The organism is Paenibacillus assamensis DSM 18201 (assembly GCF_000422445.1).
GTDB lineage: Bacteria > Bacillota > Bacilli > Paenibacillales > Paenibacillaceae > Paenibacillus_B > Paenibacillus_B assamensis.
This window is the reverse complement of sequence record NZ_AULU01000012.1, coordinates 46562-59132: the sequence shown is the minus strand read 5'-3', so window position 1 is coordinate 59132 and position 12571 is coordinate 46562. Positions and strand designations below refer to the sequence as shown.

Sequence of the window (12571 nt, the reverse complement as noted above, 5' to 3'; positions counted from 1 at the left end):
TACAACACCTTCTTTTCACCGCCTGACACCAAAACTAGCATTTCCACATACGATATTACGTACGGTCTAACCTTGAACAAACATTAGCCGTACTTGCTCACACGTTCCTCAAAACTCTCAAGCCAGTCATTATTAGAGGGGAGGCAGTGACATGAAATATTTCTGGGAAGGATATATACATCCAATTCTTCGTCTTCTCCGTCCACGCCATATCGTGGAGATCGGAAGTGCTCAAGGATGGAATACGCACAATTTGCTGCGCTATATGTCATTTAGCCGACGTCGCCTCACGATTATCGATCCATCCCCCATGTTCGATGTCCAAGCTGTGCAAGACCAATATGGAGAACGATTTCAGCCCATTTTAGATATAAGTTTGCATGCACTTCCAAAGATCGAGCACTGTGATGTCGTGCTTATTGATGGTGATCATAACTGGTACACCGTTTATCATGAGCTTCAATTGCTAACAAAAATAGATCCGTTCCCGGTTGTACTTTTTCATGATGTGGAGTGGCCTTATGCGCGTAGAGATATGTATTACTTTCCTGAAACGATTCCTGAATCATTCCGGCATAAATATGCCAATCTTGGTGTGAGGCGTGAACAATCCCAACTTACGCAAGATGGAATGAACGCATCCTTCTGCAATGCTATTGGTGAAGGCGGACCTCGTAACGGTGTGCTGACAGCCGTAGAAGATTTCCTTCACCAAACTGAGCTTCCTTTGTCTTATTATCATGTTGCGAAGCAGTATGGCTTAGGCATTCTCGTTGCAGGAGCTACTAGTCGGCAGCGTCGCCTTATTGAGTATTTGAATAAGCATCCATCCACAGAACGTAAATAGGTGCAAAAAGTAAAGTCTGTTGTGTGCTGTGTGCTTATTGTCTCAATGCGATTGATTTCGGCTATAAACAGCAAACAGTTGCGGCCTGTATACAAATAAGGGGCTATCCCTATAAGCAGATTACTCTGCTTATGGGACAGCCCCTTATTATTTATAGATGAGCCGCTAACGCGGCAGCACCTTATTTTTTCACGTTGTAGAAAGATTTCAAGCCGTCGTAGCGAGCTGCGCCACCCAATTGGTCTTCGATGCGAAGCAATTGGTTGTATTTCGCAACACGGTCCGTACGGGACGGAGCACCTGTCTTGATTTGACCAGCGTTAGTAGCAACTGCGATATCAGCAATTGTGCTATCTTCGGACTCACCAGAACGGTGAGAGATAACTGCTGTGTAACCAGCGCGCTTAGCCATTTCGATTGCGTCAAATGTTTCAGTCAACGTACCGATTTGGTTAACTTTGATCAAGATGGAGTTACCGATGCCTTGCTCGATACCTCTGCCTAGACGCTCTGTGTTTGTAACGAACAAGTCGTCACCAACGAGTTGAACTTTGTCGCCCAATTTCTCAGTAAGCAACTTCCAACCATCCCAGTCATCTTCGGACATACCGTCTTCAATTGTGATGATTGGGTACTTCTCAACCCAAGAAGCAAGAAGGTCAACATACTCAGCAGATGTGTAGGATTTGCCTTCGCCTGCAAGTGTGTATTTACCGTCTTTGTAGAACTCAGTGGAAGCAACGTCCATACCCAAGAAGATATCTTGACCTGGCTTGTAGCCAGCTTTTTCGATTGCTTCGATGATAACTTGAAGAGCTTCTTCGTTGGAACCAAGGTTAGGAGCGAATCCACCTTCGTCACCTACAGCTGTGTTCAAGCCTTTGCCTTTAAGTACAGACTTCAAGCTGTGGAAGATTTCCGCACCCATGCGAAGAGCTTCTTTGAAGTTAGGAGCGCCAACTGGCAATACCATGAACTCTTGAACGTCGATGTTGTTGTCAGCGTGCTCACCACCGTTGATGATGTTCATCATTGGTACTGGCAATTGCTTAGCGTTGAATCCGCCAAGGTATGTGTACAAAGGAACTTGCAAAGCGTCAGCAGCTGCACGAGCTACTGCCATGGATACTGCCAAGATAGCGTTAGCGCCGAGTTTGCCTTTGTTAGGCGTTCCGTCCAACTCGATCATAAGCTTGTCGATAGCAACTTGCTCAAGCGCGTCCATACCGATGATTTCTGGAGCGATGATGTCGTTAACGTTCTTAACTGCGTTCTCAACGCCTTTACCAACGTAACGGTCTTTAGCGCCGTCACGAAGCTCAACTGCTTCATGAGCTCCTGTGGAAGCACCAGAAGGTACGATTGCACGACCGAAGCCGCCGTTCTCCAATTTGATTTCTACTTCTACAGTTGGGTTACCACGGGAGTCAAGGACTTCGCGTGCATATGCATCAATAATCATAGTCATGATGAATTACATCTCCTTTTAACAATGAAATAGTATTTATCTATATTGTAACATAATCTATATAAGCAAAGCATATACCTATAGGATCAGGGCCCTTTTGCTTAGCTTACTTCTTCAACAACGTGTTGCCTGTCATTTCAACTGGCTTTGGCAAGTTCAATAGTTCAAGCATCGTTGGTGCGATATCAGCCAAGATGCCATCTGCACGCAATTCTACATCGTTAGATGTAAGAATGAACGGAACTGGGTTCGTCGTATGCGCCGTATGAGGACGGCCATTCTCGTCGAATACCATATCTGCATTGCCGTGGTCAGCTGTAATGATTGCTACGCCGCCTTTAGCTAGTACTGCTTCAACAACTTTGCCCATGCACTCATCTGTTACTTCAACTGCCTTGATCGTTGGCTCAAGCATTCCGGAATGCCCAACCATATCAGGGTTAGCGAAGTTCAAAATGATAGCATCGAACTCATCAGAGTTGATCTCGTTTACAGCAGCTTCCGCCACTTCATAAGCACTCATCTCTGGTTGCAAGTCATAAGTCGCAACTTTTGGAGAGTTAATCAACACGCGCTTCTCACCTGGCAACTCGACGTCTCGACCACCACTGAAGAAGAAGGTTACGTGTGGGTATTTCTCCGTTTCCGCGATGCGGAGCTGCTTCTTGCCATGCTGTACAAGCACTTCACCAAACGTGTTATCCAATTCTTTCGGCTTGTAAGCTACGAATCCACCGACAGTCTCTGAGAAGAGCGTCAAACAGACGAAGTACAATCCTGTAGGATGATTCTCTCCACGGTCAAAGCCTTGGAAATCACTGTTCGTGAACACTTGTGACAACTGAATCGCACGGTCAGGACGGAAGTTCAAGAATACAACGGCATCCTCGCTCTTCACTAAACCAACCGGTTGTTCCTGCTCATCTACGATGACAGTCGGCATTACGAACTCATCGAAAATCGATTGTTCGTAAGACTTCTTCACCGCTTCGATTGGATCATGGTATTTAGGTCCATCAGCGTATACCATTGCACGGTAGGACTTCTCCAAACGCTCCCAGCGCTTATCGCGGTCCATCGCATAGTAGCGACCTTGTACCGTAGCAATCTTACCTACGCCAATTTCTTCGATTTTTGCTTTTAACTGCTCAAGATAACCAATAGCGCTGTCTGGCGCTACGTCACGGCCATCAAGGAATGCATGAATGTAAACCTCTTCAAGACCTTCCTTTTTGCACAGATCAAGCATTGCGAACGTGTGGTCAATATGACTGTGAACACCGCCATCAGACAACAAGCCATAAATATGAAGTGCCTTGTTGTTTGTTTTCGCGTGCTTCACTGCTCCGATAAGCGTACCGTTATCGTAGAATTCACCTTCACGAATGGACTTCGTAATACGAGTCAAGTCTTGATATACGATACGGCCTGCACCGATATTCAAGTGACCCACTTCTGAGTTACCCATTTGCCCTTCCGGCAAACCTACTGCTTCACCGCAAGCGACTAGCGTAGTGTTTGGATATTGGCTCATATAACGGTCGTAGTTGGGCTTCTTCGCTTGTGCTACAGCGTTACCTTCTGCAGCACCACGAAGGCCGAAGCCGTCCATAATAATAAGAGCTACTGGTCTAGGTGCGGACATCTTACTTCGCTCCCTCCACCAATGCGATGTACGAAGCAGGCTGTAAGCTTGCGCCTCCTACCAATGCGCCATCGATGTCGCTCTCAGACATATATTCACGTACGTTCTCAGGCTTAACGCTGCCGCCGTATTGAATGCGTACTGCTTGTGCTACTTCTTCATTGTAAAGGCCAGTTACTACGCTGCGGATGTAGCTGATTGTCTCATTTGCATCTGCTGCTGTAGAGGATTTGCCAGTACCGATCGCCCAAATTGGCTCATAAGCGATAACAACTTGCTTCGCTTGCTCAGCGGACAAGCCTTTGAAAGCTTCTTCCGTTTGCACGCGGCATACGTCGTTAGTCTTGCCGGATTCACGCTCTTCAAGGGACTCGCCCACACATACGATCGGAGCCAAGCCATGACGGAATGCTGCATGCGTCTTCTTGTTCACGATTTCGTCTGTTTCAGCGAAGTATGCACGACGCTCGGAATGTCCGATGATTACGTAGTGTACACCAAGATCTTTTAGCATTGCGCCGCTGATCTCGCCTGTGAATGCACCGGAATCTTCGAAGTGAAGGTTTTGTGCACCAATTTTAATGGAAGTACCTTTAACTGCTTCAACAAGTGCTGGCAAGTTCGTGAAAGGTGCGCAAATTACGCTCTCAACACCTTCTACTTCTGCTTTGCCTTTCGCTTCTGCGATGAAGTCAGTTGCTTCGGATACTGTTTTGAACATTTTCCAGTTTCCTGCGATGATTGGTTGTCTCATTGAATTACACTCCTTTAGCCGTGGACGGCATAACTAATTACATGGATAAGCTATACCGCCTACAGAAAGTAACGTCTAGCTAGCAAGGCTTAAAGGCTTAATTGCCCCTAAACGGTCTTATTTATCGTTCAATGCCACTACGCCTGGCAATACTCTGCCTTCCATGAACTCAAGGGAAGCGCCGCCGCCTGTGGAAATGTGGTCCATTTTGTCTTTCAAGTTGAACTTTTCAACTGCAGCTGCGGAATCGCCGCCGCCGATGATTGTGTATGCACTTGTCTCTGCACAAGCATCCGCTACTGCACGAGTACCGTGGGAGAATGGCTCGATTTCAAATACGCCCATTGGTCCGTTCCATACTACAAGCTTGGAGTTCTTAATAACGTCAGCATAGATTTCACGCGTTTTAGGTCCGATGTCGATACCTTCCCAATCAGCAGGCATACCCGTTACATCAACGATTTGTGTGTTCGCGTCTGCGCTGAAGTCATCTGTAACGACAACGTCTACTGGCAGATACAAGTTCTTGCCGAGTTGTTTAGCTTTTTCGATAAAGCCAAGAGACTCTTGCAATTTGCTCTCATCCAACAAAGATTTACCGATCTCGTGACCCTGTGCTTTGAAGAATGTGTAAGTCAAGCCGCCACCGATAATTACGTTGTCAGCAATCTCAAGCATCTTGTTGATAACATCGATTTTGTCCTTAACTTTAGAACCACCAACGATAGCTGTAAATGGACGCTCAGGGTTAGAAAGAGCTTTACCAAGAACGCTCAATTCTTTCTCCATAAGAAGACCAGCTACTGCAGGAAGAAGCTTCGCGATACCTTCTGTAGAAGCGTGTGCACGGTGTGCTGCACCGAAAGCATCGTTTACGAATACGTCAGCCAATGCTGCGAATTCTTGTGCCAATGCAGGGTCATTTTTCTCTTCGCCAGCGTGGAAACGAACGTTTTCCAATACAACAACGTCGCCGTTTTCCATTTTAGCAATTTCAGCTTGAACGTTAGCGCCGATAGACTCATCAAGCTTCTTAACTGGCTTGCCAAGCAATTCGCTCAAACGAGTTGCTGCTGGAGTCAAACGCATGGAGTCAACGACTTCACCTTTAGGACGACCCATATGGCTAGCAAGAATAACTTTCGCGCCTTTTTCGATCAAGAACTTAATTGTTGGAAGCGTTTCTTGGACACGAGTATCGTCTGTAATTACGCCGTTATCCAAAGGTACGTTGAAGTCTACACGTACGAATACGCGTTTGCCGTTCACTTCGATATCTTTTACGCTCTTTTTATTCATCTATTTATCCTCCTAATTCACAGGAACATTTAGCTGCTGCACTTTGTACGGTTCTATGTGTTCGTCCTTTAATGGACGTATCTATATCTAGCTTCTATTGTTTCTATTTGTACGGTTCATGTACGGTTCTATGATTTTTTCTCTATCTGTATGGTTTCTATATGGCTCTCTATTGCCATGTACATGGCTTATATCTATAGTGTTGTATCTCTATTTCTGTTCTATCTGTTGTGGTACACAGTATGGTTTCTTGCTTGTCGTTCTGTTCTATGGTTTCTCTACACTTTTATATCTTTATCTATCTGTATATCTATATCTGATTATTTCTCTTCACGACCGATATTCATAATCATTCTATATATAAGGTTATGAGTGGATAGCCTCATCAGCCCATCCTTGGTCATTTGGTATTACGGTTCGGTTTATGGTTGGTTGTATCAAATAGGTTTCTTAAATTAATCGCTCCAATTAACCAAAGAGGAGACCTAAACGGTTACTCCTCTTTGATTGTATGGCTTATGGAATTAAAGACCTTTTTTAGCGATGTAAGCAGCCAAGTCTACAACGCGGTTGGAGTAGCCCCACTCGTTGTCGTACCAGGAAACAACTTTAACCATGTTTCCGCCGATTACCATCGTTGTCAATGCATCGATAGTGGAGGAAGCTGGGTCACCATTGTAGTCGCTGGATACCAATGGCTCTTCGGAGTAGTTCAAGATACCTTTCAAAGGACCTTCTGCTGCTTCTTTAAGAGCTGCGTTTACTTCTTCAACTGTTACGTCTTGCTTAAGTTCTACTACCAAGTCAGTTACAGAAACGTTAGGTGTAGGAACACGCATGGACATACCGTTCAATTTACCAGCCAACTCAGGCAATACCAAACTTACAGCTTTAGCAGCACCAGTTGTGGAAGGAATGATGTTCTCAGCAGCTGCACGAGCACGACGAAGGTCTTTGTGCGGCAAGTCAAGAACGGATTGGTCATTCGTGTAGGAATGAATTGTGTTCATCATACCTTTTTCGATACCAAACTTGTCGTTCAATACTTTAGCGAATGGCGCCAAGCAGTTTGTTGTGCAAGAAGCGTTAGAGATGATTGTGTGGCTAGCTGCATCGTATTTATCTTCGTTAACACCCATAACGATAGTGATGTCTTCGTTAGTAGCTGGAGCGGAGATAATAACTTTTTTAGCGCCGCCTTTCAAGTGAAGCTCAGCTTTGTCTTTCGCTGTGAAGATACCAGTGGACTCAACAACGATTTCAACGCCATTAGCTCCCCAAGGAAGGTTCTCTGGGTTACGCTCTGCAAATACTTTAACTTCTTTGCCGTTTACTACAAGCGCGCCTTCTTTAGCTTCAACTGTAGCGTCAAGAACTCCGTGTGTAGTGTCATATTTCAAAAGGTGTGCAAGTGTTTTAACGTCTGTCAAATCGTTAATTGCTACGATTTCAACCTCTGCGTTGTTAAGAGCTGCACGGAATACGTTACGTCCGATACGACCAAAACCGTTAATACCAACTTTAACCATTGATGATTCCTCCCATTTCCCTGTTAAGGATGTAAGTATTATCTATTGTTCAAGACGGCTCTTAGGCTCGTCGAGACCACATGCTTGCACGATGGCAGCCGCTGCTGCTTCATCGATAATCAAAATATCTTCGTGACCAAACTCCAGCACAGCCATAATGGCATCAGCCTTGCTCTTGCCGCCCGCTACTGCGATGACGACCTCTGTTCTTGAAATATCCTCAAGTCGCAAGCCCAATGTCAGCATCTTGTGCACCACTTTACCTTCACGATCGAAATAATAACCGAACGCTTCCGCTAATGCGCCGCCTTGCTGAATCTGCTCAATAACTGCAGCATCCATACGTCTTCTTCTTGCCATGACTAAGGCATCGCCTATGCCATGAAGAATGATTCGCGCTTGTCGAATAAGTCCTAAAATATCTCGAATGTTAGGTTCATATCTAAGCGATTGATATGCTTCTTCGCTTAGCAAGTCCGGGACATGCAGCAATCGATATTGTGCTCCGAACTGCTTCGCCATCTTGGAAGCAATCGTATTTGCTTGGTATTCCAGACTCTCGCCTAAGCCACCTCGGGCTGGTACGAACCAATTACCTTTATGAGATGTCGAACCTGGCATTTGCTCAGCCACTGCTGCGAGCGTTGATCCACCAGTTACTGCAATGACATCGTCATGTCTCATCTCTCGATTCAACACATCACAGGCAGCCCGCCCTAATTCCTGCTTCACTACAGGTGATTGTTCGGAGTCTCCGGGAATGACGATAACTTGTCTAAGACCGAACTTCTGCTGAATTGCTTCTTCTAAATGCCTCATACCGAGAATTTCTCGCATTAATGGTTCCATCTGTCTAAGGAGCTTGCGTCCTTGCTCGCTGATTCGCATACCAGCTGTTTCCGTCTCGATCAGGCCTTGTGCCTTTAGAAGATCGGTTTCCGCTCTCAGCACGCGCTCAGTCATTTGCAAAGATGAAGCTAACGTTCGACGACCAATGACATCAGACATCATAATCTCATGCAGGATCGCGTAGCGCTTTTTCAATAGTTCCATCAGATCAGGCAGAAGTTGTCTGTTTATTTCTAGCCATTCACGCATTTCTTTCACTCCGTACTCTTCGGAACTATGTTGGATGGTTGAAAAGACTAGTCCCACCACTTCCGGGACTTCATTCGTCCCGCGTGCGCGTTTTTCGTCCCACCATCATTTTACCGAAGATTACGGCAACTTGCAAGTATCCCGCATCTATAATGGGCAATTGGACAAGATCTTATACATATAGCGTGCTTTGGGCTTGTTCGAGAACATCGAAGCGTTGTTTCTTCCTTAAGTAATACATTTCAAATTGGATTGTTCCATTCATGTATCTACATTAGTAAACGAAACAAATGTTTTTGTACCAATCCAATTACAGGTATCTATGCTGAGAAAGACTCTCATGAACTCACTGAGCTCCATCGTGCGCATGCTTATACTGCGGGTGTCAGCCCATTTTGTAGAAAAGCAGCAAAGCTTGCTTACATGGAACCTCTCAAAGCTCAGCTCCTACTTGACGCCTTTCCCCTATTAACTTCAAATGAAAGCAGTTGCGCAATCAACTATCTTGTTTTATAATATTCCTTGCATCATTTTTTAGGGCGAGCGCCCGTGGTCCAATGGATATGACGTAGGCCTCCGGAGCCTGAGATCAAGGTTCGATTCCTTGCGGGCGCGCCATTTCTTGAACACTTGAAGCCCTGATATGAAGTACGCATACGCATAATTAGAGCTATCTTATATGAGAAGAGAAATAAACATCTTGGTTTACGCTGTACGACAGCTGTGGAATCAGGATGTTTTTTTCATATAAAAAGTTTGACCATCTTTGACTTTTAATTTGAATTTGAGTATAGTTAGTGAAGAGGCGTTTACGGGTACATAATTGTTGTTGCTCATCCGCTTATATGAACGCTTCAATTCGTTAATAATGATTCAATGAGCATATTGCCGCCATCGGCACATGCATTGTGAGGAGGGGTTAGACGTGAGTTATATTCCTATGGTTGTGGAGCAAACAAATCGAGGAGAACGTGCCTACGATATTTATTCCCGCTTGTTGAAAGACCGTATTATTTTCTTGGGATCAGGTGTTAACGACGTCGTAGCGAACGCGATTATCGCTCAGTTGCTGTTCTTGGAAGCAGATGACCCAGAGAAAGACATTCACTTATACATTAACAGCCCTGGTGGCTCGATTACAGCCGGTATGGCGATATTTGATACGATCCAGCACATCAAGCCGAATGTTTCGACGATTTGTGTTGGTATGGCTGCTTCGATGGGAGCGTTCCTACTCGCTGCTGGCGAGAAGGGCAAACGCTTCGCACTTCCTAACAGTGAAGTGATGATTCACCAGCCATTGGGTGGTGCAGAAGGTCAAGCAAGCGACATCGAGATTCGTGCACGTCGTATCTTGAAGATGCGCGATAAGCTGAATCATATTTTGGCTGAACGCACTGGCCAGCCGCTAGAGCGTGTTGAGCGTGACACAGATCGCGACTACTTCATGAGCGCAGCGGAAGCGTTGGAATATGGCCTCGTTGATAAAGTTCTCGACAAGCCGCCAGTTGCTCCAACGAAATAAGACCCATCTAAGCACTAACCCCCTTATACTTTTCGGAGTATAGGGGGTATTTTTTATTATTCGTGTATACTCACTACTCTCAGATTAGTAACCTTACCGTTAATCTCCTGCCATACCACATCGTTATTCCTTATATGTGGAAGAGTGGCTTTCTTCTCACTAAGCTTTCTTGTATGTCTATTTTGTATATGATAAGCAAAAATCGATTCATCTATTTGATAAACAACAATATCCTGACCAATTCCATAAAAGAATGGCTCTTCATCTACAATTTCATACTTTTCCTCTGACTGTATATGTTGAATCATTAGATTGTCATCTTCATTCCATACTACATATTCATTATTTACTCTTGGAAATGCATGTTCAATTAAGTTGATTTTGCTTATTATTTTATCTTCCACAATCGAATAAACAAATATATTTTCACTACCGCTCCATACAATATATTTATCAGAGATGGACGGTAGAGCCAAAGGGCTTTCAATTCGACTAATCACTTTACTCTGTTTCTTTGTTAAATCATAAGAAATAAGGTTTCTTGTCATATCACCTTGCTCATTCAATTCTTCACGTATCCATACGAGAATATTGGAATTCGATAGTGCCAATCTCGGTAATTGAGTAATTTCGAGTGTGCTATGCTTTTCAGCCTTATCAAGTTCATGCACCTTTCCATCCCTCATCGAATATCCATAGATCGTCCAATCCGTCCCTTTTGGATTAAGCCAATCTGTCCAACAGATCCACTCTCCATTCATTTGTGTCTCATCTGTTTGCCCATTTACTTTCGTAGACGCAATTTTTTTGTGTTTCTTTGTATGGAGATCATATAAGTAAATCCCGTCAATTAAGTGCATATCATCTTTTTTCATTACATTATTATTGCCACCGGACCATACGATCTTATCCTTAAAAATATCTTGTTGTGCAACATTGTTATTTTGGGTCTGGATAAGTTTGCTTAAAGGAGTCTCGCTTTTTGTATTCCTATAAGTGGGAAACTCTTTTTTATTAGCAACCGTCTCTGTATTTTGGTCATCTACAGGAATACCAGCTCCGTCACCTCCATTTTCAACACATCCTACGAGCATACATAGAGTTATAAAAATACAAGAAAGTATGTATTTGTTCATCCCCATAAAACAACTCACCTCCTCTGTATATGCACTACACCAAAACCAAGTTAATCTTGTTCACCTAATGCATAAATATAGACGTGTATAATAGTAAAATGTTACCACAAGATAGCCGAGCAGATCTTTCCCTACTGTTTGTTGTAGTTTTCTGCACCTTATCGGCAAGCCTTAGCACACTTATAAATAAGAAAAGCGACCTGCTACCTAACTGGCAACAAGTCGCTTTGTACATTTAGAATTAACCCTATTTCATCGCTAATACTGAATTAGCCGATAAACATTTGTACCCATGCACCGTTGTAGTAGCCTACACCGATCTTTGTGTAACCGTCTTTCAAAATGTTTTGACGGTGACCTGGGCTGTTCATCCAGTCTTTCATAACTTCTTCTGCAGAGCGTTGACCTTTAGCAATGTTCTCACCAGCTGTGTTGTAAGAAACACCTTGGGAACGCATCATATCGAACGGAGAACCGTAAGTTGGAGAATTGTGATCGAAGTAGTTGTTATCGATCATGTCTTTTGCTTTCAAGTGAGCAACTTGAGACAACTTCTCGTCATATTTTAATACAGGCAAGCCCGCTTTTGCACGTTCTTTGTTTACCAATTCAATAACTTGCTGTACGTTAGTGCTTGCTTGTGTACCTTGGTTGCCATTGTTGTTTTCCGGCTTCGTTGGTGTCGTTGGCTTAGTTGGTTGTTGCGGTTTTGTTTCTGGCTTGCTTGGTTTTTCTGGCTGTGGTTTCGGTTTCTCTGGTTGCGGTTGTGGTTTTGGCTTATTAGCTTCAGGCTTAGCTTCAGGCTTGTTCACAACAATATTCCAGTTCGGGAACCACTTAGAAAGCAGCTCGTTCAAGTCAGTTGTAGAGTTACCGTTAACAACGATAGTCTGACCCTTTACATTCGTATTAACAGTTGGTGCTGGGCACTCTGGTGCAGCTGCTGCTGTACCTACAGACAATACTGGAGTAAGCGCCAAAGCTCCTACTACCACTAGTTTATGGACATGCTTAAATGGTTTCTTCAAAATATTCTCTCCCTTTGTAGCCTACGAGGTTAGCTGTCGGGTTCGGGGAAAGAGACTCCCCTATCGCTTATGCGGTTCACCCCATTGGTGGTTCCCCCGCGCCTATGGGCTTCGGCTTGTTTTTACTTACAACAAAAATAGTAACATAATTGTAACCAGAGATCATTTAAAAGTTATTGTAATAGTTTGAAAAAGATTACAAATTATTTATATATAAAAAAACAGGCGACACTCCACTGTTA

General features: G+C 44.1%; 10 protein-coding genes, 1 tRNA gene and 1 riboswitch. Of the genes, 3 read left to right on the top strand and 8 right to left on the bottom strand.

Translation table 11 applies throughout. The features are described 5' to 3' along the window. Nucleotides 1–151 precede the first annotated feature (151 nt). Nucleotides 152–847 (top strand): class I SAM-dependent methyltransferase, encoded by a 696-nt coding sequence (locus H580_RS0108555; protein WP_028594405.1) that lies wholly within the window; start codon nucleotides 152–154, stop codon nucleotides 845–847. Nucleotides 848–1028: 181 nt separating this feature from the next. On the opposite strand, the gene eno is transcribed toward H580_RS0108555, so the two are convergent. From eno to H580_RS0108525, 6 genes are all read right to left on the bottom strand, one after another. Beyond that, nucleotides 1029–2315 carry a phosphopyruvate hydratase gene (eno, locus tag H580_RS0108550; RefSeq protein WP_028594404.1) on the bottom strand — a complete coding sequence of 429 codons (1287 nt, stop codon included), beginning with the start codon at nucleotides 2313–2315 and terminating at the stop codon, nucleotides 1029–1031. A gap of 106 nt (nucleotides 2316–2421) precedes the next feature. Next, entirely contained in the window at nucleotides 2422–3960 is a 1539-nt protein-coding gene (gene gpmI, locus H580_RS0108545; protein WP_028594403.1) for a 2,3-bisphosphoglycerate-independent phosphoglycerate mutase, read from the bottom strand. 1 nt (nucleotide 3961) lies between these two features. Beyond that, nucleotides 3962–4714, bottom strand: coding sequence for a triose-phosphate isomerase (tpiA, locus tag H580_RS0108540; protein ID WP_028594402.1), 753 nt, complete (start codon nucleotides 4712–4714; stop codon nucleotides 3962–3964). 117 nt (nucleotides 4715–4831) lie between these two features. Then, on the bottom strand, nucleotides 4832–6013 hold the full coding sequence (locus tag H580_RS0108535) for a phosphoglycerate kinase (RefSeq protein WP_028594401.1): 1182 nt from the start codon (nucleotides 6011–6013) through the stop codon (nucleotides 4832–4834). Between the two features lie 524 nt (nucleotides 6014–6537). Beyond that, nucleotides 6538–7542 carry a type I glyceraldehyde-3-phosphate dehydrogenase gene (gene gap, locus H580_RS0108530; RefSeq protein ID WP_028594400.1) on the bottom strand — a complete coding sequence of 335 codons (1005 nt, stop codon included), beginning with the start codon at nucleotides 7540–7542 and terminating at the stop codon, nucleotides 6538–6540. A gap of 42 nt (nucleotides 7543–7584) precedes the next feature. Then, on the bottom strand, nucleotides 7585–8640 hold the full coding sequence (locus tag H580_RS0108525; protein ID WP_028594399.1) for a sugar-binding transcriptional regulator: 1056 nt from the start codon (nucleotides 8638–8640) through the stop codon (nucleotides 7585–7587). Nucleotides 8641–9183: 543 nt separating this feature from the next. On the opposite strand from H580_RS0108525, the gene H580_RS0108520 reads away from it, so the two are divergent. Continuing rightward, nucleotides 9184–9258, top strand: a tRNA-Arg gene (locus tag H580_RS0108520). A 307-nt stretch (nucleotides 9259–9565) separates the two neighbouring features. After that, nucleotides 9566–10165: an ATP-dependent Clp endopeptidase proteolytic subunit ClpP gene (gene clpP / locus H580_RS0108515; RefSeq protein WP_028594398.1), complete on the top strand. Its 600-nt coding sequence runs from the start codon at nucleotides 9566–9568 to the stop codon at nucleotides 10163–10165. Nucleotides 10166–10221: 56 nt separating this feature from the next. Here clpP and H580_RS0108510 read toward each other — a convergent pair whose 3' ends face one another. Together H580_RS0108510 and H580_RS0108505 are read right to left on the bottom strand one after the other, a co-directional pair. After that, nucleotides 10222–11307, bottom strand: a complete 1086-nt coding sequence (locus H580_RS0108510) for a hypothetical protein (protein ID WP_028594397.1) — start codon at nucleotides 11305–11307, stop codon at nucleotides 10222–10224. Nucleotides 11308–11570: 263 nt separating this feature from the next. Continuing rightward, the gene (locus tag H580_RS0108505) at nucleotides 11571–12329 is read right to left on the bottom strand and encodes a CAP domain-containing protein (RefSeq protein ID WP_028594396.1); all 759 of its coding nucleotides are present in this window, start codon (nucleotides 12327–12329) and stop codon (nucleotides 11571–11573) included. A gap of 3 nt (nucleotides 12330–12332) precedes the next feature. Then, a riboswitch (cyclic di-AMP (ydaO/yuaA leader) is annotated at nucleotides 12333–12456 on the bottom strand. Between the last annotated feature and the right edge of the window lie 115 nt (nucleotides 12457–12571).